The sequence below is a fragment of the Pikeienuella sp. genome, assembly GCF_046290545.1.
Taxonomy (GTDB): Bacteria; Pseudomonadota; Alphaproteobacteria; order Rhodobacterales; family Rhodobacteraceae; genus Pikeienuella.
Genome location: NZ_JBKAGV010000004.1, coordinates 338,512 through 360,082 on the forward strand (window position 1 = coordinate 338,512; position 21,571 = coordinate 360,082).

General features: G+C 70.6%; 15 protein-coding genes. 5 read left to right on the top strand and 10 right to left on the bottom strand.

What is annotated here, in order from left to right; all coding sequences use genetic code 11:
* Window positions 1-17 precede the first annotated feature (17 nt).
* From tssA to ACE37J_RS02450, 7 genes are all read right to left on the bottom strand, one after another.
* Window positions 18-1,106: a type VI secretion system protein TssA gene (tssA, locus tag ACE37J_RS02420; RefSeq protein WP_409706466.1), complete on the bottom strand. Its 1,089-nt coding sequence runs from the start codon at window positions 1,104-1,106 to the stop codon at window positions 18-20.
* Window positions 1,103-5,080 (bottom strand): type VI secretion protein IcmF/TssM N-terminal domain-containing protein, encoded by a 3,978-nt coding sequence (locus ACE37J_RS02425; protein WP_409706469.1) that lies wholly within the window; start codon window positions 5,078-5,080, stop codon window positions 1,103-1,105. The genes tssA and ACE37J_RS02425 overlap by 4 nt, the downstream gene beginning before the upstream one ends.
* Entirely contained in the window at window positions 5,077-5,862 is a 786-nt protein-coding gene (locus tag ACE37J_RS02430) for a DotU family type IV/VI secretion system protein (protein ID WP_409706472.1), read from the bottom strand. The genes ACE37J_RS02425 and ACE37J_RS02430 overlap by 4 nt, the downstream gene beginning before the upstream one ends.
* Window positions 5,859-7,298, bottom strand: a complete 1,440-nt coding sequence (gene tssK, locus ACE37J_RS02435) for a type VI secretion system baseplate subunit TssK (RefSeq protein WP_409706475.1) — start codon at window positions 7,296-7,298, stop codon at window positions 5,859-5,861. Before tssK ends, ACE37J_RS02430 begins: the two co-directional genes overlap by 4 nt.
* Window positions 7,295-7,726 (bottom strand): hypothetical protein, encoded by a 432-nt coding sequence (locus tag ACE37J_RS02440; RefSeq protein ID WP_409706478.1) that lies wholly within the window; start codon window positions 7,724-7,726, stop codon window positions 7,295-7,297. The genes tssK and ACE37J_RS02440 overlap by 4 nt, the downstream gene beginning before the upstream one ends.
* Entirely contained in the window at window positions 7,726-8,532 is an 807-nt protein-coding gene (locus ACE37J_RS02445; RefSeq protein ID WP_409706481.1) for an SPOR domain-containing protein, read from the bottom strand. The genes ACE37J_RS02440 and ACE37J_RS02445 overlap by 1 nt, the downstream gene beginning before the upstream one ends.
* Window positions 8,533-8,688: 156 nt before the next feature.
* Window positions 8,689-9,078 carry a DUF4280 domain-containing protein gene (locus tag ACE37J_RS02450; RefSeq protein WP_409706484.1) on the bottom strand — a complete coding sequence of 130 codons (390 nt, stop codon included), beginning with the start codon at window positions 9,076-9,078 and terminating at the stop codon, window positions 8,689-8,691.
* Between the two features lie 91 nt (window positions 9,079-9,169).
* Between ACE37J_RS02450 and ACE37J_RS02455 the strand changes: the two genes are divergently transcribed.
* From ACE37J_RS02455 to ACE37J_RS02470, 4 genes are all read left to right on the top strand, one after another.
* A complete protein-coding gene (locus tag ACE37J_RS02455) occupies window positions 9,170-9,778 on the top strand; it encodes a hypothetical protein (protein ID WP_409706487.1) in 609 nt (202 codons plus the stop codon).
* 139 nt (window positions 9,779-9,917) lie between these two features.
* Window positions 9,918-12,164, top strand: a complete 2,247-nt coding sequence (locus tag ACE37J_RS02460; RefSeq protein WP_409706490.1) for a glycosyltransferase family 8 protein — start codon at window positions 9,918-9,920, stop codon at window positions 12,162-12,164.
* Window positions 12,161-15,151, top strand: coding sequence for an HAD-IA family hydrolase (locus tag ACE37J_RS02465; protein ID WP_409706493.1), 2,991 nt, complete (start codon window positions 12,161-12,163; stop codon window positions 15,149-15,151). The genes ACE37J_RS02460 and ACE37J_RS02465 overlap by 4 nt, the downstream gene beginning before the upstream one ends.
* Before the next feature lie 78 nt (window positions 15,152-15,229).
* Window positions 15,230-16,216: an FkbM family methyltransferase gene (locus tag ACE37J_RS02470; RefSeq protein ID WP_409706496.1), complete on the top strand. Its 987-nt coding sequence runs from the start codon at window positions 15,230-15,232 to the stop codon at window positions 16,214-16,216.
* Window positions 16,217-16,240: 24 nt separating this feature from the next.
* On the opposite strand, the gene ACE37J_RS02475 is transcribed toward ACE37J_RS02470, so the two are convergent.
* A complete protein-coding gene (locus ACE37J_RS02475) occupies window positions 16,241-17,401 on the bottom strand; it encodes a pyridoxal phosphate-dependent aminotransferase (protein ID WP_409706499.1) in 1,161 nt (386 codons plus the stop codon).
* Complete coding sequence (locus tag ACE37J_RS02480) at window positions 17,398-18,387, bottom strand: zinc-dependent alcohol dehydrogenase family protein (protein WP_409706501.1); 990 nt, start codon at window positions 18,385-18,387, stop codon at window positions 17,398-17,400. The genes ACE37J_RS02475 and ACE37J_RS02480 overlap by 4 nt, the downstream gene beginning before the upstream one ends.
* A 138-nt stretch (window positions 18,388-18,525) precedes the next feature.
* On the opposite strand from ACE37J_RS02480, the gene ACE37J_RS02485 reads away from it, so the two are divergent.
* Window positions 18,526-19,926, top strand: a complete 1,401-nt coding sequence (locus tag ACE37J_RS02485) for an amidase (RefSeq protein WP_409706504.1) — start codon at window positions 18,526-18,528, stop codon at window positions 19,924-19,926.
* 273 nt (window positions 19,927-20,199) lie between these two features.
* Here ACE37J_RS02485 and prfB read toward each other — a convergent pair whose 3' ends face one another.
* A complete protein-coding gene (gene prfB, locus ACE37J_RS02490) occupies window positions 20,200-21,324 on the bottom strand; it encodes a peptide chain release factor 2 (protein ID WP_409706507.1) in 1,125 nt (374 codons plus the stop codon).
* Window positions 21,325-21,571 lie beyond the last annotated feature (247 nt).

Consider the following 21,571-nt stretch of genomic DNA (forward strand, 5'->3'; position numbering starts at 1 on the left):
ATCCAAAATTGATACATCTAGTCCTTGTTGTGCATTCTTGCCCGGTCCGGCTCCGATGACTGCAACAGCCATTCAAGGCTCTCGGGGTCGTAGCCGTCTCGCGTGATCTCCGAGAGGATTTCGGCGAGGCCGAGGTCGCGCCAGCGGAGCGCGCGGGCGAGAAGATGGATCGCCGGGCTGTGCGGCTCGACGGCGCGGAGCACGCGGACGACCTCTTCCAGCGCGGCGTAGGCCGATCTCCGGTCGGTCAGGGTCACGACGGCGGGGCGCTCCGGCGCGGGTTCGAAGGCGAAGACGTCCGGCTCGGCGGCCTGCGCGGCCTCCAGCGCCGCCTCCGCCCGCGCCGCCGCCAGCGGCTCGAGAAGCTGGTCCACATCCCGCATCGCGGAGGCGAGCTTGCCGAGGAGCGGCGCGGCGGGGCCGGCGAGGGCGGCGAGGCGCGCCTCCAGCCCGTCCGCCGCCGCGCGGAGCGCCCGCATCTCCGCGATCATGCGCGTCAGGTCGGCGTCCGGCGTCCGCGCGAGGCAATCGAGGAAGATCTCGGCCGTCAGCCGGTCGGCCGTCTTCGCCTTCTTGTCCTTCCCTCCTCGCAGCGCGATGTCCCGCTGCCGCGCCGCGGCGTAGTCCGACCAGCTGAGCGGCGTCTCGCCCTCCGCGGTGCGGCGCAGCGTCAGCGGCGTGACGCGCAGGAGGATCTCCAGCGCCCCGTCGAGCCAGATGATCGGGCGAAAGCGCGGGGAGTCCTCCGTGCCGTCATGCTCGGGATGCATCGTCTCCCAGAACGCCGCGCAGAGGTCGGCGAGAAAGCCGAGCCCCTCCGCCGCGCGGGCGAGGCCATCCGTGCGCGCCGCGGTCTCGACCAGCCAGGCGGCCACCAGCAGGTCCTTCGACCGGTCGGTCAGCGCCTCCCGGCAGAGCCGGACGGCGAGCCGGTAGTCGGCCGTCTTCAGGTCGCGGACCCAGACGCCGCGGGGCAGGGTGGCGTCCTCGGCCCGGCGCGCCTCCCTGATCGCGTCGACGACCGGCGTGAAGCGGAGCGACTCGCCCGCCGGCGCCGCCGCGGAGACCGGCGCGAGCAGCCCGTCGAAGACGCCCGGCCCGCTCACGGGTAGAGGGCCTGCGCGGGGAAGACCGGCAGGGTGAGGTTGGGGCCGACCGGCGCCGAGCCCGCCGCGTCGAGCGCCCGGAGCCCGATCCGCAGATGCAGCACCGCGCTCGTCTCCCGCGGCGTGGCGGTCAGGGCGGCGGGCTCCGCCGTCGCCACCGCCTCCGGATTGGGCTCCAGCGGAACGATGAGCCGCAGCGGATTGGGGAGCCGGTCCGGCAGGCCGCGCTGCTCCGGCCCCGACATCGCATTGGCGGCGATGAGCGCCACGAGGCTCCAGGGGCCGTCATAGGAAAGCGTGATCGTCCGCTCCTCGATCTGCGCATCGGGCCGCGCGGGGGAGGCGGGCTTCTGCGGCGCGTTGCGCGCCCAGCGCATGGAGAGCCGGACGGGATCGCCCTGCCGCCAGATCAGCGGCCGCGGCGGCTCGAAGGAGCTGAGGCTGCGATCGGCGATCTGCAGCGTCCATTCGATGATCTGCTCCGCCCCGCGGGAGACGGAGCGGTTGGCGTTGAAATCGATCTCCACCGCATAGGCGATCCCGCCCGTCGAGACGTCAGCGCCCGAGGCGGCGAAGAACTGGCGCGCCTGATCGAGCTCGGCGATGTCCGGGCGCACGGCGGGCGAGGCGGCGATCGCTTCGATCTGCGGGCCGAACCCGGCGAAGAACCGGCGCACCGCCTCCGGCTCGACGAAGTTCTGCGCCCGCCGCGGATCGTCCAGCGGGGCCGCGCCGCCGACGCCGATGAAGGGGAAGCGCCCGGCCAGCGCCTGCGTGAACGCCTCCGCCACGAGATCGGCCGCCTCCGTCGCGCTTTCGAAGCCGAGATCGGCGCAGCGGTTGCGGAGCGTGTAGATCATCTCCTCCATCCGCTCGCCGAAATAGCCGCCGCCGGGCTGCGCGGAGAGCAGCGTCTCCTCGCAGGTCTCGCCGGTCAGCCCGTCGAGATCGGCCAGCACGAAACGCTCCAGCGTCGAGAGCGCGTTGACCGGGGAGCGCAGGGCGTAATCCGCCAGCGTCGAGCGGATCTCGCTCCAGCGGGCGACGGGGCCGGATTCCGCCGGGTCGCCCGAGCCGACCCGCGCCAGATAGTCGATCGCCGCGGAGGCGCGCTCGGCGGACAGAAGCTCGACAAAGGCGCGCCAGTCCCGCGTCACGCCGATCAGCGCCGCGGCGCCGGAGACGCCGAAGAGCCGCGCGGCCGAATTCGGCGCGCCGTTCCATGCGGCGACCTGCGGGTAGTAGAGCCCGTAGATGTCGGCCTGCGCCAGCGCGCGGTCCGCATCGTCGAGGATGCGCCGCGCCTGCGGCCCGACGACGGTCTCCAGCCGGTCCGTCACGGCGTCGAGCCGGGAGAGCGCGGCCCCGTCGCGTATCGCGACGAGAAGCGGCGCGGCCTCGGCGAAGCCCCGCGCCTCGGTCCGCGCCGGGTCCACGCCGAAGCCGGGCGGGCCGAGCGGCGACCGCGCCCGCGCGAGAAGCCCGAGGACCTTCGCCGAAATCCGGCGCTCCAGCGCGACGAGGAGCGCGGCGCGCAGCTCCCCCGGCAGCGCGGCCGCCGCCGCCGGGAATTCCGAACGAAGCCAGTTGATATGGCCGGCGGCCTCCTCGAGCGGCCCGGGCGACCATGAGAAGCGCCCCTCCGCAAGGCTCCTGTCGTCCACCGGCGCGCTGTCGGCGAGGCGCGCCGCCGTCAGGAACCTGCGGAGAGGCGCGATCAGCGCGAGGTATTCGGGCGCGAGCGCGGCCCGGCCCGACGTGCCCTGGACGAGAATGGGGCTCCTGTCGAAGCCTGTCATCTCCAGGAGGTCCCGTTCGGCCGCCTGATGCGCCGCAATGGCGGTCCGCCAGAGCGCGTCGACCTCCTCCGACGCCAGGATCCCGAGGTTTTCGATCCCCCGCAAGGCCTTGACGACGGGCGCATGCGACGGCTCGGCGCCGGCGCGGTCCAGCCTGCGGCCGATCCAGTTCGTCTCGCTCGGCCCGGTCGCCTCGTCCGTCGCGAGAAGCCTGTCGGCGAGGATGATGTGATCGAGCAGCCGGTCCAGCGCCTCGGCGGAAACCTCGCCCGCGGCCAGCGATCTCGAAGTCCGCTCGATCTCTCTCACGGCGCTGTAGAGCGGCGACGCGGCATAGGCCCGCGCCGCATAGGCCTCGGCCGTCAGCCTGACCGCCTCGCGCCGCCCGGCCCTGTCGAAGGGGCGCGGCTGCGCCTCCGGATAGGAGAGCGCGCGGATATAAACCTGATAATCCTTGCTGAAGCCGGTCGGCGGCTCCACTTCGATCGCGTATCGGGAGAGATCGACCAGCTTCTCCGGCGATCGCGACCCCGGAAGCGCTTCGAGCGTCCGCACCTGGTTCATCACGTCGTCGAGGCGCGAAGCATAGGCCTGAAACGCTTCCGGAGAGGCCCTGTCGAGCGTCCCCCCTCCCGCGCGCTCCTCCTTTTGGAGCGCCGCCTCCCCCGCGCGCTGCGCCGTGTCGAACCGCTCCTCGAGGCCCCTGCGGATCGCGCGGAGGATGATGTCGCCGAAGCCGAAGGCGATGGCGCGCTCCGAGCGCTCTTCAAGACCGGAGAGATAGGAGGTCGGCGCAAACCCCGTGTTGATCGTGTCGAACCGGAATTCCGACATCCTGGCGTAAAGCCCCCTCGTCTCCGCAAGGAGATCGGCCTGCGACGGCGCCTGACCCGAGAGCGCCAACCGTCTGTGCTCCCGGGCCGCGCTCTCGATCTGGTCCAGCAACTCGCCGAGCGGCCTCTGCTCGAAAAGCGACTGCCCGAGCCAGACGAGCGCCGCGACGCCGACGAGCGCGACGCCGGCCGTCGCGCGCCGGCAGTTCCGGGCCCATGTGGCGGCGCTCGTGCGCCCGCCCTGGCCCGGCCTGGCGAGGCCCTTCTCGCGCAGCGCCTTCCGCGCGAAGACGTCATGGGCGAAGAGCGCGCCGCGTTCGTCCGTCGCCTGGCCGGTCAGGTAGATGCCCCGCAGGATCATCGGCTCCGCGAAGGTCGAACTGCGGAAGGCGGAGGCGAGGAGCCGCCGGAGCGGCGCTGCGAGCGCGCGCGCCGCCGCGGAGGCGCCGACGAGCCTGAGGGCGGAGAGAGGGTCCCCGCCCCGGCCCGCACTCGCCCCGAAATGCGCGAGAACCGCCGCGTCCAGCGCCTCGACCGTCTTCTTGGCGGCCTCCTCGACCGCCTTCGGGTCGCAGCCCGGCCCGGCCCCGTTCGGGGCGGACCAGCCGAGCAGCGCGCCGCGCGCCTCTTCGTCCCGGCCGACGATCTCCGCCAGCGCCGCGAGGCCGCGATCCGCGTCGGCATGGGTCGCGACGAAATAGACCGGCACTGTCAGCCCGGTCACCGAAAGCACGTCCTCGAACAGCTCCTCGAAGACGCGGCCGAGCGCCTCGAGCCGCTCGGGCGCGTCCGCCTCCAGCGAGGTCAGCACGCCGGCGCGCACCGCGATGACGAGCGCGTCGAGCGGCGCGTCCGGCCGCTCGGCGCGGAGGCCCTCCAGCGCCGCGCGCCAGGTCTTCCGCCAGTCCTTCAGCGCGAAGAGGCCGTCGTGGAAATTGGCGATGGCCCCGTCCGGCGTCAGATGCAGCGCGAACTCGCCCATATCGGTCGGCGGCCGCGCCGGGGCGGAGAGCCGGGTCGGCGTGCGCCAGGCGGCGGCTTCGGCCAGCGCGTCCGCCCCGGCGCCCTCGGTGCCGACGAGGAGCGCGAGCATCGTCTCCTCCTGCTTCGCGCCCCGGACGCCGACAAAGGCGGCGATGCGCGCGCGCACTTCCCGCGCGAGGCCGGAAAAGCCGCGCCGGACCTCCGCCGGGCTCCGCGCCGGAGCGGCTTCGCCCTCGGCGGCGGCGGCCGGCGCCGCCAGCGCGCGCCGGGCGAAGAACCAGGTCAGGAGGACCCAGAAGACGAGGAGGACGAGCAGGGCCAGCGCGATCCAGCCGAGATTGCCCTCCAGCCCGCTCATCGTCCGTCCCCCGCGCCGTAGCCGGCCCGCTGCGCGGCCGTCTCCTCAGCGATTTCGAGGATCGAGGCGGAGCGCGTGTCGACCTGGTGGTTCCGCCCCCACCAGAGGCCATGCGAGAGCGCGAGCCAGACCAGCGCGGCCGCGACCGGCGCCCAGGTCCAGCGGCGCCAGTGCGGCGAGCCGGCGCGGCGCTGCGCCTCGAAGGGCTCGCCATAGCCGGCGCCGAGATGCTCCCGGAACGACAGGGCCTGCGGCGGCGGGCGCTCCATCATCCGCTCGTAGAGCTTCTGCGCGAGCGCCCGGATGGCGCCCCTGTCGTCGGCGCCCCGGTATTTGCCCCGGAACCCGCAGGAGAGCGCGAGGAAGAGGACGGCGAGAAGGTCGTCGCGCACCGCCTTCGCCCCCGTCGCCGCGCTCTCCGCCATCGCGAAGATCCGGTCGCCGGCGAGGCGCGAGCCGAAGAGCGTCCGCTCGAACAGGGTTTCGGGCCACACGTCCCGCCCGTTCCAGTCGATATGATGCAGGAGCGCCTCGTCGGCGTAGCAGGCGAGGACATAGGCGGGGTCGCCGTCGCCGGACCTGCCGTCGAAGGCGGCGGGGGCGCCATGATCGATCAGAACGCGGCGGATCGCGGCGAAGGCGGTCTCGGCCGCCTCCCTCGGCGCGGCGGGCGCGCCGCCGGCCCGCGCGGTCCGCTCCACCGCGTCGAGCGCCGCGGCGACGGCCTGGAAGGCCCGGAGCCCGTCGCGCCCGTCGCGGGTGATGTCCGCGCCCGGGATCATCCGCGCATGCGCTCCCGCGCGAGGCAGACGAGGCCGGGCTCGCCCGGAACGCCGGCGCCGTCCGGATGCCGGATCTCCAGCCGCGGGCGGAGCGCGCCTTCCGCGTCCGCGCGCCCCGGCGGCGCGAGGGCCTCGCGCCCGCTCCGGTCCGCCCCCGCGCCGATCTGGAAGGCGACCGCGCCGCGCGGCACGGCGATGAGCGCCCGCTCGCCCCAGTCGATCGCGCGGCGCCCGGCGCCGAGAACCCGGCTGAGGAGCACATCCTCCATCCGCGCTTCGTCCGCCACCCCGGCGGCGAGGAACCAGGCCGCCGTCGCCTCCACGCTCTGCCCCGACGCGGGGAAGAGCACGAGGAAGAACGGCGCGCCGGGCGTCTCCTCCCCGCGCGGCAGGCGGAAGAGGCCCGCGCCCTCGCGCTCCAGCTTGAGAAGATCGTGGCGCGGCCCGAGCCGGCCGACGGCCTCTTCGATCCGCCCGGCGATCTCGCGGAAACAGGCCAGCGCGCCGCGGTGGTCATAGGGCCGCGCCGTGGGCGGGGCGAGGTCGTGGTCGAGCGTGGCGGCCGCCCCGAGCATGTCGCAGAGCGCGAGATAGAGCTCGAAGGGCGGCGCCTCGTCGCTGTCGATCAGCGCCGCGAGCCGGGGCAGGGGCGGCATCAGCACCCGCGCGCCGTCGAGCGGGTCCGCGCTCAGATAGAGGCCCGCCGCCTCGGGGGAGCGCTGGGACCCGGTGATCGTGTCGATCGCCTGCCGCACGACGCTCACGACGCCGGAGGCGGCCTCATGCAGAAGGGTTCCGGCGCGGACCTTCAGGCAGGGCGGCGCGTAGTCCAGCATCCGCACCGCCGTTCCCTCCCGCCTGACATGGGCGATCGGGATCGAGTGGATGTTCGGCAGGTTGAGCCGGGGCGCGGCCGAGGCGAAGAGGCGCAGCCGCGGCCTCAGCCGGGCGACCGTCTCCTCCAGCGCCTCGTCGTTCTCGTCCTTCTCCGGCGCGCCTTCGAGGGAAATGAACCGCCGGATCGCGGCCGAACCCGCCGCCTCTCCCGAATGCGCCGCGACGCCGACATGGATCCAGACGTCGCCCTTCAGCGCCGCGGCCTCCCCCTCGTTCAGCCCGATCTCCAGCGCCTCCTCGCCCTCCGCATCATGCCGGAAGGCGACGATCAGGCCGTCCGGCATCAGGGCGTCGAGCCGCCGGACATTGACGAAGCCATTCGCCGGCGCGTCGAGGTCGAAGGCGATCTCCCTCACGCCCCAGGCGAAGGGCCGCGTCGCCCGGAGGCGATAGTTCGCCGCCATCTCGCCGCGCTTCGCGTCCTGCTGGAAGTGCTGCGGGGCGAGCAGCATCCCCTCCGACCACTGGACGGCGTCGGGCACGTCGGCGGCGGCGACACCGGCGTCGTCGGCGCGCCTCCGACCGTGATCCGCGCTCATTGCGTCACCTCGAAACCGACCGGCCCGAGAAGGATGCGCACGTCGTCGAGATCGGGAAGCCTCATGCGATGAACTCCGGGCGTGCGGTAGCTTGCAAAGACGAAGACGGCGTCCACCCCGCATTCGAAGGAGACCGATTCCGGGCCGACACTCTGCCCCGGCGCGATCTCCCAGCCCGAAATCGCGATGCGGCCCGAGGAGTCGCGCCGGATCTGCTCGCGGGCGACGAAATACTGGCCGGCGGAAAGCTCCGCGAGCTTCGCCGCCATCGCCTCGCCCCTGACCGCCACGACGTCGACGGCGATGGCGGAGCGGTCGTTGGCGAAGGGGTCGGCGACGATCTCGACCGAGCCGCGCGCGTCGAGGCCGCAGATCGCCGCGCAGCCGGAGCAGGCGAAGCCGAGCGCAAGCGCGAGGATGGCCCGCATCATCGCGCCTCCAGCGAGCGGAGAATGGGAGAGACGCCGAAGGCGCGCCGGATCGCGCCGGACGCCTCCGCCGCCTCCGCGGCGCTGCGATAGGGGCCGACCGTCACGATCGACCAGGGGCCGCGGGCGGCGAGTTCGGGCGCGAAGCCGGCGGAGGCCAGTTCCGCCGCGAAGTCCGAGGCGTTGCCGGCTTCGCGGAACGCGCCGACCTGCAAGGCGTATCCGCCCGGCTCAGTCGCCGCCGCGAGCGCGGCGACGCGGGTGGCGGGCGGAGCGGGCCGCGGCGCGGGCGCCGGCGCGGCGGCCGCCGGGCCGGCGGCGCCCCCGGGGGCGGATTCTGCGGGGGCCGAATCTGCCGGAGCCGCGCCGCTCGCGGGCTCCGCTTCCGCCGGCGCGGCCGCGGCGCGGTCGGGAGCTGAAGGCGACGGCGGCTCGACCGCGGGCGGCGGAGGGAGGGAGGCCACCGGCGCCGGTTCCGGTTCGGCGATGCGCGGGGCGGCGGGCGCAGGCGCCTCCGCGGCGGGCGCGGCCTCGGCCGCAGGCGCCGGCCGCGACGGCGCCGCAGGGTTTGCAACAGGCCCCGCCGCGGGGGTCGCCGCCGGCTCCGCCGCGGCTATCTCCGCGGCGGGGGGCGGTCCCGCATCCGGCTCCGCCGTCGCTGCGGCGGCGACTTCCGGCGCGGCCCGCCCCGTGGGCGATCCGACGACGAGGAGCGTCAGGACGGCGCCGAACAGGATGGAGGTGACGACCGTTCCGGCGAGGCCGACCACCACCCATCGCGTCGCGGCGCCTTCAGGGACCGACATCTCCACCCACCTTCTCCGTTTCAGCCCGAATCGACCTCATGGTTGTGCGCAGGCCTGCGAAACGACGCTGGCGCGAAACCGGAGTAGTCCACATTAAATTATATAAATCAACTGATAGTAGCGTTATCTTAATTTAAAACTCCAGTTTCCGCCCGGCTACGAGATCGAAACGGTCGGCTGGCCCGCGAAGCTGACGGTGATGACCCCGCCATAGGAGCAGGTCAGCGTGCATCCGTCATGCAGGGCCGGAACGCCGCCGATCGTGATCGTGGCGGAGCCGGGAGTCCACGGCGCCGCCGTCGCGGGGATGCAGGGCTGCGGCGTCAGCGCGCCCAGCGCCGCCGCCGTCGCCGCCGCCACCGTCGGGTTGCCGAGGCTGGAGCACATGCCGAAGGGCGGGATGTTGGCCATGGGCGCATTGTCCATGATCGTTCCCGCCGCCGGCCCGTCGCCCTGCGTCGCGGCGGCGCCCGTCGCGGAGAACGTGCTGGGCGCGGCCCCGAAACTGCACGCCATCGCGCCGCCGGTCACCATCAGCAAGGGCATCGTCCCTCCCCCGGGCCGCCCCGCCAAGGCGATTGGCTGGCGTCCTCATCGCGCGTATGCTCAACTTCTAGGCTAGTATACGAAGGCCATGATGAACAGTCTCGCGCAAAACTGGCGGCCGGGCAGGGCCGCGCCTGCCGGTTTCGAGGTCGAGGCGCGGCGCGGCGGCATGTTCGGCCTCGCCGGGGGAGGCGACCGGCGCGGCGCCGCGCCGGACGGCGCCTACAACTTCGTGCGCGTGCAGGGCGCGGCCCCGAACCGCTCCCGCCTCTTGATCTCCGCGGGCCTCGCCCATGCCGATCTCGCGGCGGGCGCGCCTGTCGTCTATGCGGGGACGGTCCGGTTCGAGCGGGGCCGCGTCGCGTGGTGGAGCAACTATTCCGGCACCTATCAGCCGATCGCCGCCTTCCGGGAGCGGGCGAAGCTGCCGGAAGAGCGGTTCGTGCCATGGCAGAACCTGCAGCTCGGCGGCCTCGCGCAGCAGCGGACGCTCCAGCGAGACCACCGGCCGCTCGCCGCGCCCGAACCGGGCCGGCCCGGCCTTCCCGCAACGGGCGGCGTCGGAGGCCTCGCAGCGGGCCCGGCGCCGGAGCGAAACGCAGCGCCGGCGCCGGGCCCGGGAAAGGACCTGACACGCCGCAGCCAGGCGCCGGCGGCCGGCGCCCCGGCCGTTTCGCGCGCCGGTCCCGCCCCGCGCTAGCCGGCCCGCGCCGTGGCGGTTCAGGCCAACGCACTCACGCGCAAGGCCTTTTCGCCCGGAGCCGTCGTATTGACCAGGATCGTGGGCTGGACTAGAAGCCGCCTGAGGGGAAATCGTGTCGCTTCTTCAAGGGCCGCTGATGAACGACATTCACCAGAATTTGTCTTTCAGAAAGTCTACGGACTCGGCCATTATCGCCGCCAACGAAGCCAGCATTGTTGACATCGAATTGCTTGGAGACTTGGCTGGCGGCGCCATAATCTTCGACCAGTCCGTGCTGTTCCATGACGGAATGATCGATGTCGCCACGAAATCGATTTTGTTCATCGACGAATACTCGATGCGCGTGACCGGCGCGTTGCGTCGCGCGGCCTTGTCCGGTCGGCTGGACGGGATGACCCTGGCGTTGGACGAACGGGCCGATCCGTCGGGGTTCGCCCGTCTGGCGCGCGAAGGATGGCTGCCTCCCTTCGTTCGCGCGACCGGGTCTTCCGGCCCGCTTCGCGAGAGGGAGGGGGAGCCGGCGTCGCCTTCCCTGCGCGCCGCCCGGTTCGCCCTCGGAGCGGGATACCGGACGGTCCACCTGGTCGAGCCGGTCTCCCGCTCGCTGCCGGCGCTGAGGCGCTCTGGCGGCGTCATTCGCGAGCGGCCGGATCTCCGCCTGAGGGATGTCGACGAGGTGGAGGCGCTCGCGGCCGCTGCGGCTTCGGCGGGCGCGCGGCTTTCGTATCGTGGCGGCGATCCGGTCCTGAAGGCGCGCCTGCCGCGGCCTCCCGAAATCCCCTCGGCGTCGCCGCCCGCCTTGCAGGGCGGTCCGCGACGCGAGTTCGGCGCGCTGCGCGTGAACGCCCTGACCGGAGCGTCCGAGCGGTGCGCCTTCGTCACCTTCTGCAGCGGCGAAGGGTATCTCGACGGCGTGCGGGCGCTGGCGAACAGCCTCTCGAAGGTGAGCGAAATCCCCCTGATCGTGATGTCGCCGATCGGCGAGTCGCATCCGCCCGCCTCCCTGCTGGGCGACCGGGTGAAGGTCGTGCCCGTCGCGCCGATCCCGAGCCCCTACAAGGTCAAGGATCATCAGACCCGTTTCGCGAACACCCTCACGAAACTGGCGGTGTTCGGCCTCGGCTTTCTCGACAAGGCCGTCTTCGTCGACGCCGACATGGTGGTGCTGAAGCCGATCGACGATCTCTTCGATCACGACGCGTTCGCCGCGGCGCCGGACATCGGCATCGAGGCCAATCTCGAAACGTTCAATTCGGGCCTCTTCGTTTGCCGGCCTTCGCAGGACCTCTTCGAGAGGATGCTGGCGCGGATCGGGATCGACGCATCCGAAGATGGCGGCGACCAGGGCTTCCTGAACAGTTTCTTCAAGGACGAGGTGCGGTGGCTCCCGCGCGAGTACAACACGCTGAAGCGGGTCGCGACGCACTTCCCCGGCCTCTATGACATCAACCGGGTGCGGGTGCTGCACTTTGTGGGCGAGAAGCCATGGGAGAGCCATGACGCGGCGCGATGGGATGAGCTCGATCGCCTGTGGTTCGATTGCCTGAAGGACGATCAGAAAGGCGCGTTGTTCGTCAAGCTCAAGAAGAGCCTGCGCGCGGACTCGCAGGGTCGCGAGACGAGCGCCGAGGCGGAGCGGGCGGCGGCCTACGGACTGTCTCTTTCGGCGAGGGCCTGTCTCTCCGGGCATGAGGACGGCGGCCTGGAGGCGGTCGCGGACAGCGTCGAGGCGCTGATCGCCGAGCGGCGTGATCTTGCGCTCGCGGCGGAACTGGCCGCCTATCTCGTCTACCGGCGCCCCGGGGACGCGGCCGCGCAGCGCCGTCTGCTCTTCGCGCTCCGGCGCGGCGGCCGCCGCGTCGACGCGCTGCTCGCGCGCCTGCGGTACGGGAGGGACGTGGGGACCTTCGCGGCCGCGCCGCATTCAAGGGAGCTCGGACAGGCGTTTCGAGCGGCGGCCGGGCACGACCCGGGGCGCAAGGCCTTCCGCGTCGCCTTTTCGCTTCGCCTCGGGGACCTCAGATGGGGGCACGTCATCGGCAAGGGCAATTTCGACAGCCGGGCCGCCGGCTGGTCGATCAAGGTCATCGACAGGCGCCTCAGGTTTACGATATCGGCGGGCAGGGGGAAGGCGCACGCGTTCGCGAGCGCGCCGGCGCAGGTCGGCGGCGCGATGCTCGTCGAGGCCTGGTTCGATGGCGACATGAGGAAAATCGCGATCAGCGTGAATGACGAAACCGACGAGGCCCCGTTCGCGCCGAATATGCGGATCAGAGCCGCGGCGCCGCTGGTTGTCGGAAAGCATCCGGGGCAAATGAACACGTTGAACAAGATCCCGGGGTTTGTTGGCGTCATTTCCAATTTGTCGATTTCCTCCGCATGAGCGCGTATCCTGATTTGCATCCAAGGGCGGCCACCCGGCGACTCTTTGTCATCAACGGCAGCCTAAGCGTCATCAATCTTCACGCCATCGGCGCCGCGAACGGCGAGGCGGCCAACACGTTCCTGTGCCTGTTCGTCTACAATGACGAAGATGCGGCCTCCGTATCCAGGTTCATCGAACGTCTCTTCGGTGACGATCAGGAAACGATTTTCCTGAATAATCCAAAGGATTACATCCGGGATTTGTCAAAGACCGAGACATATGGCGAAGCGGCGCAATTTGATGAGATTTTCCTTTTTCATACGCATAATTTCTGGCTTCATAATTCGGTTACGGGCCTTTTCCCGGAGGCCCGCGTCTTTCATTACGAGGAGGGAACGGCCTCCTATTACCCCGGCCTTCTCGACGCCTTCGCGCATGCGGGCCGGATCGAGGCGATCCACCTGCACAATTATCTCGGCGTCATCGCGCCGCCGGATCGGGAGCGGCTTGGCGACCGGCTGAAGTCGATCAATCCGGCGCGCTATGTCGAGACGCTGGAGACTCTGCGGCGGGCGCGCGCGCCGCTTCCGGCCTACGCGGCGCCGACCGTGCTCTTCATCGAGCAGTATTTCTTCAAGAAGGGAAATGCATATCCCTACGAGCAACAATTGGCTCTCTACCTTTCAGCCGTAAAGGATCTGATCGGGAAAGGTTATGTTGTCGACTACAAGCGGCACCCGCGGGAGAGGACGCCGCTCTACGATGACATTTCCGCGGGCCTCGGCGCAGAGGAAAAGGGCCGGTTCACCCTCCTCTCGCAGCAAGTGGACATCATCGACGAAGCCCTGGTCGAGCTGAAGCCCGCCGCAATCGTCGGGGTCTCGTCCACCGCGCTGCTCTCCGCGCCCCATTTGTTCGACATTCCCGCATTCCGGATCGAGGCCGAGGTCAACCTCACGCTGGCCAAGGGCATCCCCGTCGAACGGCGCGGTCTGGTCTCGAACGAATTGATGATCCGCGCCACGATCCCGACGCTCGCCGCGCTTCCGCCCGCGGGCGGCGATGCGCGCGCCGCGTTCTGGAGCCATGTCGACGGGGTGGACGCCGAAGGGTGGCGCGATGCGCTCGATCTCCTGACCCGCAGCCCGTTCGAGGCGGATTTCATCGATCTCGTCCGGGACGTGCTTTCGCCGGAGACCGGGCTCGTCAGCTTCGACTGTTTCGAGACGCTGCTGCTGCGCCCCGCGCTCCACCCCAACGACATCCACTTCCTGCTCGATGCGGAATTCGCGGGCGATCTTGGCCCCTTCATCCGGTTCTCCAACCTGCGGGGCCAGGCGATCCACCGTCTGCGCCGGCGGGATCAGGCGCTCGGCCAGGAGAAGGAGGAATATGCGCTCCGCGACATCTACGCCTTCATGTCGCAGCGCTACGACCTGCCCGAGGCCCTGACCGAGGCGATGCGGGAGGCCGAGATCGCGCTGGAGGCGCGGCTGACGCGGGCGCGTCACAGCGCGCTCGCGCTCTATCGGATCGCGAGACTCTCGGGCAAGAAGATCGCCATCGTCTCCGACACGTTCTTCGATCCGGAGGAGATCGGCCGTTTGCTGCAGGGCAAGGTCTACGGCCCGCCGGACTATCTGCTGGCCTCGTCCGAGGCGGGGGCGACGAAGCGGACCGGGGCGCTCTTCCGCAGGCTGATCGAGGAGTCCGGCGTCGCGCCCGGGCGCATTCTCCATATCGGCGACAATCCGCATTCCGACATCCGCCAGGCCGAGGCGGCCGGCCTCCGCGCCCGTCTCCTGACCGCCCCGGCGGAGGTGATCGGAGCCGGGAAGGGCCCGCTGGCGGCGGACTGGGCGGGCGCGCGGCTCGAGGCGCCGATGCGGATGACCCTCGGCATGATCGCCAACGTCATGCGCGACAATCCGTGGCGCGCCGGGAAGGCGGAGGCTCGCTTCGACGCCGATCCCTTTCTCGTCGGCTACGCCGCCGTCGGCCCGGCGCTGTTCTACTGGACCCGGTGGATTCTCGAACAGGCGCAAAGAGACGGGATCGACGCGCTGTTCTTCCTGTCGAGAGACGGCTGCATCCCGCTGGAGATCGCCCGTCGCCTCGTCGGCGCCTCGGCCCCGGCGCCGCGCATGGCCTATCTGCCCGCTTCGCGCAAGGCGGTGATGCCGCTCTTCATGACGTCCATCCAGACCATCGCCTTCTCGACCTTCGCGCACGGGCTCAACCCGTCGAACACGGTGCGCAACGTGGTCGATCTTCGCTTCGGACCGGCTTGTCTCGACCTGCTGGAGGCGCCGCTGGCGGCGGCCGGGTTCGACGATCTCGACGAGCCCATCGGCCGTGAACGCCTCGCGAGCCTCAACCTCGTCATCGAGGACCTCGCCCCGGCGATCCTGCGGGAAAACCGCGCGCGCGCGGAGGTCGCCGCCCGCTTCTACCGCAAGGCCATCGGCGACGCGCGCCGCCCGGCCGTCGTCGATGTGGGGTATTCCGGATCGTCCCAGCGCGCCATCGCGACCGTGCTCGACCGCCCCCTGGCCGGCTATTACTTCACCCGGATGGAGCATAATGTCGAGTTCGGCGCGTCTCACGGCCAGCTGACCCAAGCCTATACCGACAAGCCGGCCTTCTTCCGGAACGGCGCGGTGCTTGAATATCTCATCACGCCCTGCGGGCTGGAGGAATGCCGCGGCTTCATCGAGACGCCGTCTGGCCCGGAACCCGTCTTCGGCCCGGTCGGGGCGGAGGACCGTGTGAATCAGTCGGTCATCGCCGGGGCGCGCGCTTTCGTGGACGACATGTTCGGAACCTTCGGCGCCGACCTCCACCTCTTCGACGTGCGGGAGCGGTACGCGACCGCGAATCTCGAAAACCTGCTCTTCCGCCCGACCGAAGCTGATCTCGAACCCTTCCGCGCGACGCGCCACGAGGATCGCTTCGGCGCCAACCGGGGCGAGAGCGTGCTGAACTACTGGACCTTTCGTGAGTAGCGACCGGAGCGCCGCCCGGCGAAGCCGTCGGGCGCGCGGCTGCGCGAAGCCGGATCTGGACATCGCATGGGGGCGTGAATGACGCAGAACATCGAAACCGCCGCCCGGTCCCTCGGCGGCAGGAACTGTCTGCGCCCCGGGTTCGCATTCGGCCATGTAAAGGTGCAGAACCCCGCCTTTCAGCAGGCGCGGCGCGAGTTTCCGTATAGCGGCCCGGTGACGGTATCCGTGCCGGGCTGCGCGCCGTTCCAGATGATGTACGACAACGATGATATTGTCGCCGGCGTTTGCTTCTATTTCGGGGAGGGCTCCTACGAGACGCTTTCCACAACGATATTTGGCGTTTTCTCACAGCGCTCGAATCATGTGATTGATCTGGGCGGGCACACAGGAATATTCTCATGCATTGCGGCCTCGGCAAGCCGTTCTGTAACGGTTCATTACTTCGAGATATTGCCGCATATCGCCGAGCGGGCGCACCTGAATTTTCTGGCTTCCGGTCTCGAAGGCCAGATGCGACTGAACGCTGTCGGCGTATCGCGCGCGCCCGGGCGTATGATCGTCAACTATAACGCCAATGTGAAATTCGCCACCGGCTCGTCAATCGAGACGTTCGCGGATCGGGCGAAAGCCAAAGGCGCGGCCCAACTTGAAGTGACCGTGACCACGCTTGACGATTACTGGCGCGACGCTGGAAGGCCGCGCTTCGACCTGATGAAGATCGACGTCGAACGCCATGAGCTCGCGGTTTTCGCCGGCGGGCAGGGGATGCTGTCGACCTGCCGGCCCGTGATCCTCTCCGAGGTTCTTTCGCGGGCCGAGTTCCAGAGCTATTTCGACGCGCTCGCGCCGCTCGGCTACACCCATGCCTACAAGATCGACGACGACGCGCTGAAGCTTCTTGAGGTCGACCGCGCCCTGAAGTTCGCGGACGGGTCGGACTATGTCTATCGCGGCTACCACAACGTCATCTTCAGCGCGGGAGCGCTGGATCGTCAGATCATGGCGGAGACGTCGGCGGCGCTGGCCCGTTCGCGCGTCGGGGCCAGCCGGCTCGCGGTGTAGCGCGGCGCAAGATCGGCCGCCCTCTCAGAGCACGCCTGCGATCCGGTCCATCGCCCGCTCGATGTTCTCCACCGAATTGGCGTAGCTGAAGCGGATATAGTCCTTCGCATGGAGGCCGAAGCTCGGCCCCGCCACGGTCGCCACGCCCGCCTCCTCCAGGAACCGCGTCTGCAGCGTCCGCGCATCCGCGCCCGTCCCCGATATGTTCGGAAAGGTGTAGAACGCCCCCGCCGGGTCGAGGCAGGTGATTCCGGGCAGTTGGTTCAGCCGCCGCACGATCACCCGCCGCCGCTCGTCGAAGGCCGCCATCATCGCCTCCACCGCGTCCTGCGGGCCTTCCAGCGCGGCGATCCCGGCCCATTGCGTCGCCGCGTTCACGCAGGAATGCGAGTTGACGCAGAGCCGCACGGCCTTCTCGACCAGCGCGTCCGGCCAGAAGGACCAGCCGAGCCGCCAGCCCGTCATCGCGTAGGTCTTCGACCATCCGTCGAGCAGGATCAGACGGTCCCGTATCTCCGGGAAGGAGAGGAAGCTCACATGCTCCCGCCCCTCATAGAGCATCCGGCCATAGATCTCGTCCGCCATCAGCGCGACATGCGGGTGGTCCATGAGCCCGGCGACGAGCTTCTCCACCTCCTCGCGCGGCGCGGCGCCGCCCGTCGGGTTGCCCGGCGAGTTGACGATGACGAGCCGGGTGCGCGGCGTGATGCCCGCGAGAATCTCCTCCGCCGAAAAGGCGAAGCCGTTCTCCTCCCGCAGCACGATGGGAACGGCCTCCGCCCCGGTATAGCGGATCATCGAGCGGTAGATGGGGAAGCCCGGGTCGGGATACATGATCTCCGCCCCCGGCTCGCCGAAGAGCATCATGGCGAAGAACATGGTCGGCTTGCCGCCCGGCATGATGACGATGTTCTCGGGGGAAATCTCCGCCCCCCGCCGCCTCGCCACATCCGCCGCCACCGCCTCGCGGAGCGGCAGCAGGCCCTGCGCCGGCGTATAGCCGTGCGCGCGGTCGCGAAGCGCCTTCACCGCCGCCTCCACCACATGTTCGGGCGTGCGGAAATCGGGCTGGCCGATCCCGAGATTGATGATCTCGCGGCCCTGCCGCTCCAGCGCCGCGGCGCGGGCCAGCACCTCGAAGGCGCTCTCCGTCTCCAGCCGGCCGATGCTCTCCGCGAGGATCATGCGAGCGGCCCGTTCGGCGTGAGGAGGATCTTGCCGCCGCGCCCCCCGGAGGCGGCGTGGCGCAGGGCCTCCGCGATCCGGTCGAGCCCGTATTCGGCCTCGACGGGGGAGACGATCTTCCCGCTCGTGAAGGCCGCCGCCATCTCGTCGAAGAGCTTGTGCTTCTCCTCGCGCGGCGCCGGCCCGAGCCAGCTGCCGAGCCAGAAGCCGGTCAGCGTCATGCCGCGGACGATGAGGTGGGAGGGCTCGATCTGGCACGGGTCGCCGGAGAGGTAGCCGTAATTCACCAGCTCCGCCCCGTCCGAGAGGCAATCGGCCATCCAGCGCGTCGCCGCGCCGCCGATCGCGTCAATCCCGAGGGGGACGTTCGCATCCCCGATCTCCGCCCGCAGCCGCTCCGCCTGGTCCGGCCCGCCGACGAGCACGATGTCCGCCCCGTGCGCCTTCAGCGGCTCGATGAGGTCGGCGCGGCGGACGATGTTGGCGGTCTTCACGCCCATGTCCTTCGCGAAGCGGATGAGGTGGAGGCCGACGGCGGAATTCGCGGCGTTCTGGATCACCCAGTCCCCGGGCTTCAGCGCCTTGTAGTCCACCAGCATCCGGAAGGCCGTGGGCGGGTTGACCTTGAGCTGCGCGGCGTCCCGCCAGTTCAGCGTCTTCGGAATGCGGATCAGCGCGTTCGCGCTTTCCTCGACATATTCGGCCCAGTTGGCGCGGGTGAGGATGATGACATGGTCGCCCGTCTCCAGCCCGCTGCCCTCGCCCGCCGCCTCGACGATGCCGGCGCCCTCGATCCCGCAAGGCGCGGGAAGCGGCGAGGGGCCGGGATAGCGGCCCTCGAAGCCGAGAAGGTCGGCGGGGTTGATCCCGCAGGCCATGACGCGGACGAGCGCGCGGCCCGGCCCCGGCGCGTCGGGCTCCGGAACCTCGTCCACCCGCACGACCTCATGCGGCGCGCCATGCGCATAGAGCTTCGCCTGTTTCATAGCGTCCTCCCCTGCGGCGGGATTCAGCCCCGCCTTCTCCGCCTTTTCGCGCCCCGCCGCGGGATCGGTCAAGGCCGGCCGGCGCGCTTGCAGCGCCGCCGCGCCGCGCTAGGCTGCGAAGAGGCGAGGGAGAGGGCGATGGCGGAAGAGATCGGATACGCGACGCTGACGGAGACGTCCGCGCGCATCGCGCACGGGGAGATCACGGCGGAGGCGGTGACGGCGGCGCTGCTGGAGCGGGTCGCGGCGCTGGAGCCGAAGGTCGGCGCCTGGTCCCATCTCTGCGGCCTCCGCGCCATGGAGCAGGCGGCGGCGCTGGACGCGGAGCGGGCGCGGGGCATCCTCCGCGGGCCGCTGCACGGCGTCCCGCTCGGGCTCAAGGACCTCTGCGACACGGTCTTCGCCCCCTCGACGGCGGGGACGAAGATCATGGCCGGGCGCATCCCGGCGCGGAACGCAACCATCGTGGACCGGCTGGAGCGCGCGGGCGCGATCTCCCTCGGCAAGCTGAAGATGACGGAAGGCGCCTATACCAGCCACCATCCGGAAGACCCGGCGCCGCTCAACCCCTGGGGCGCGGATCTCTGGGTTGGCTCCTCCTCCACCGGCTCGGGCGCGGCGGTCTCCGCCGGGATGTGCTTCGGCGCCATCGGGTCGGACACCGGCGGCTCGATCCGCTTTCCTTCCGCCACCTGCAACCTGACGGGCATGAAGCCGACCTGGGGCCGCGTGAGCCGCGCCGGGGTCTTCCCGCTCGCCGATTCGCTCGACCATCTCGGGCCGATGTGCCGCACACCGGCGGATGCGGCGGCGATGCTGCAGGTCATGGCGGGGGCGGACCCGGCGGACCCGACGGCTTTGGTCGATCCCGTGCCGGATTACCTCGCCGAGATCGGGGCCGGGCTCCGGGGCAGGGTGGTCGGCGTCGACCGCGCCTATGTCGAGGCGGTGGAGCCCGATGTCGCCGCCGCGCTGCGGGAGATGGAGCGGGCGCTCCTCGATCTCGGCGCGCGGGTGCGGGAGGTGAGCCTGCCGCCGTGGGAGCGGCTCGTCGCCGGCTGGATCGCGATGTGCTCGGTCGAGACGGCGCACGCCCACCGGGCGACCTACCCGGCGCGGAAGGCCGAATACGGCCCGGCTCTGGCGCAACTGATCGAGGAAGGGCTGGCGACGACGGGCGCCCGGATCGCGGAGATCGTGACCCTGCGGCTCGATTTCTGCGGCGGGCTCCGGGCGATGCTCCGCGATTGCGACATGCTCCTTTGCCCGGCCATGCCCGTCCGCATCCCCACGCTCGCGGCGATGGCGGATTACGGGGCGGAGCCGCAGCGGCTGCTCGACATCCTCCGCTACACCGCGCCCTTCGACTTCTCGGGGAGCCCGGCGCTGACGCTCCCGGCGGGGTTCGACGGGGCGGGGGCGCCGGTCGCGATGCAGCTCGTCGGCCCGCATCTCTCGGAGTCGGCGCTCTTCGCGGCGGGGCATGCGTTCCAGACGATCACGGACCACCACGCCCGGCGCCCGCCCGGCCTCGGGTGACCTGCACACGGGGTGCAGAGGGGTCAAGCGGCTGATATTTTTGGATTCTTGAGAATCGTCGGGCCGGAGCGAAGCGCCGTTTGGCATAGGCGGGAAGGGTCGCGGCCTCCCTCGGGAGGTCGCCTCGGGCCGATTGGTCCTTGCGGTTTATAGCGTCACAGCCTCGAACGATTGCACGTCTTGAGCCGTTGCGATGCGGCCTCCCTTGGGGGAGGGAGGCCGCGGCCCGTGCTGGACGCACGGGCCAAGGGGTGAGCGAGGCGCCCCCGCCCCCTATTCCGCTGTCGCCTCGGCCCGGCTCTTGCCTGTCACGTCCTGCGCCAGCGCCTCGGCCATGAAGGCGTCGAGCCCGCCGTCGAGCACGCCCTGCGTGTCCGAGGTCTCCACCCCCGTCCGGAGGTCCTTCACCATCTGGTAGGGCTGGAGGACATAGGAGCGGATCTGGTTGCCCCATCCCGCATCCGCCTTCGCGTCGTGCAGGTCCTGGATGATCTGGTTCCGCTTCTTCAGCTCAAGGTCGTAGAGGCGGGATTTCAGCGCCTTCATCGCGATGTCCCGGTTCTGGTGCTGCGACTTCTCGGAGGAGGTCACGACGATCCCGGTCGGGAAATGGGTGATGCGCACGGCCGAGTCTGTCGTGTTCACGTGCTGGCCGCCGGCGCCGGAGGAGCGGAACGTGTCGATCCGGATGTCGTTCGGCTGGATGTCGATCTCGATCGAATCGTCCACGACCGGATAGACCCAGACCGAGGAGAAGGAGGTGTGCCGCCGCGCCGCGCTGTCGAAGGGGGAGATGCGGACAAGCCGGTGCACCCCGCTTTCCGCCTTCAGCCAGCCGAAGGCGTTGTGGCCCTTCACGAGATAGGTGACGGAGCGGATGCCCGCCTCCTCCCCCGGCGTCTGCGCCGTCATCTCCACCTTGTAGCCGCGCCGCTCCGCCCAGCGGACATACATGCGGGCGAGCATCTGCGCCCAGTCGCAGCTTTCCGTGCCGCCGGCGCCGGCGTTGACCTCGAGATAGGTGTCGTTCGCGTCCGCTTCGCCGTCGAGCAGGGCTTCGAGCTCCCGCTCCGCCGCGCGCGCCTTCAGCGCCGCGAGCGCGGCCTCGGCCTCGACGACGATCTCCTCGTCATCCTCCGCCTCGCCGAGCTCGACCAGCTCCCGGTTGTCGGCCAGCTCCTGCGCAAGGGCGTTGTAGCCGTCGATCTTGTCGGCGAGGATCTGCCGGTCCCGCATCACGGCCTGCGCATGGGCGGGGTCGTTCCAGAGCGAAGGGTCCTCCGCCCGCGCGTTCAGCTCGTCGAGCCGCCGCTCCGCCGTCTCCCAGCCGATCCGCTGGCGCAGGAGGGCGAGGGATTTCTCGATGGCCTCGATGGTCGTGATCGTTTCGGCGCGCATGGCTCGGGTCTCTTCCGCTTCGCCCCCCACATAGGCGAGGCGGGCGCTGCGGTCAAAGGCGGGGCGGGGGACGGTCATCGATGGCGCGCGCTCGCCATTCCTGTTCCCGGCCTCGATCAGCGGGTCTCCGGGGGAGACCCGCAGAGGCCGTCGCCCGGAGGCGAAGGCCGGCGGGCGCGGGCTGATCTGACGCGGGTCAGATCAGCCGGGCGCTTGTGATCGCCGCGCGAAAGGTGACGGCGGAGGA

Coding starts and splice junctions, on each gene's coding strand:
- ACE37J_RS02445 (WP_409706481.1), bottom strand. CDS start 8,532: ATGTCGGTCCCTGAAGGCGCCGCGACGCGATGGGTGGTGGTCGGCCTC.
- ACE37J_RS02475 (WP_409706499.1), bottom strand. CDS start 17,401: ATGATCCTCGCGGAGAGCATCGGCCGGCTGGAGACGGAGAGCGCCTTC.
- tssK (WP_409706475.1), bottom strand. CDS start 7,298: ATGAGCGCGGATCACGGTCGGAGGCGCGCCGACGACGCCGGTGTCGCC.
- ACE37J_RS02440 (WP_409706478.1), bottom strand. CDS start 7,726: ATGCGGGCCATCCTCGCGCTTGCGCTCGGCTTCGCCTGCTCCGGCTGC.
- ACE37J_RS02430 (WP_409706472.1), bottom strand. CDS start 5,862: ATGATCCCGGGCGCGGACATCACCCGCGACGGGCGCGACGGGCTCCGG.
- ACE37J_RS02470 (WP_409706496.1), top strand. CDS start 15,230: ATGACGCAGAACATCGAAACCGCCGCCCGGTCCCTCGGCGGCAGGAAC.
- ACE37J_RS02460 (WP_409706490.1), top strand. CDS start 9,918: ATGAACGACATTCACCAGAATTTGTCTTTCAGAAAGTCTACGGACTCG.
- ACE37J_RS02425 (WP_409706469.1), bottom strand. CDS start 5,080: ATGAGCGGGCTGGAGGGCAATCTCGGCTGGATCGCGCTGGCCCTGCTC.
- ACE37J_RS02480 (WP_409706501.1), bottom strand. CDS start 18,387: ATGAAACAGGCGAAGCTCTATGCGCATGGCGCGCCGCATGAGGTCGTG.
- ACE37J_RS02485 (WP_409706504.1), top strand. CDS start 18,526: ATGGCGGAAGAGATCGGATACGCGACGCTGACGGAGACGTCCGCGCGC.
- ACE37J_RS02455 (WP_409706487.1), top strand. CDS start 9,170: ATGAACAGTCTCGCGCAAAACTGGCGGCCGGGCAGGGCCGCGCCTGCC.
- ACE37J_RS02465 (WP_409706493.1), top strand. CDS start 12,161: ATGAGCGCGTATCCTGATTTGCATCCAAGGGCGGCCACCCGGCGACTC.
- prfB (WP_409706507.1), bottom strand. CDS start 21,324: ATGCGCGCCGAAACGATCACGACCATCGAGGCCATCGAGAAATCCCTC.
- ACE37J_RS02450 (WP_409706484.1), bottom strand. CDS start 9,078: ATGCCCTTGCTGATGGTGACCGGCGGCGCGATGGCGTGCAGTTTCGGG.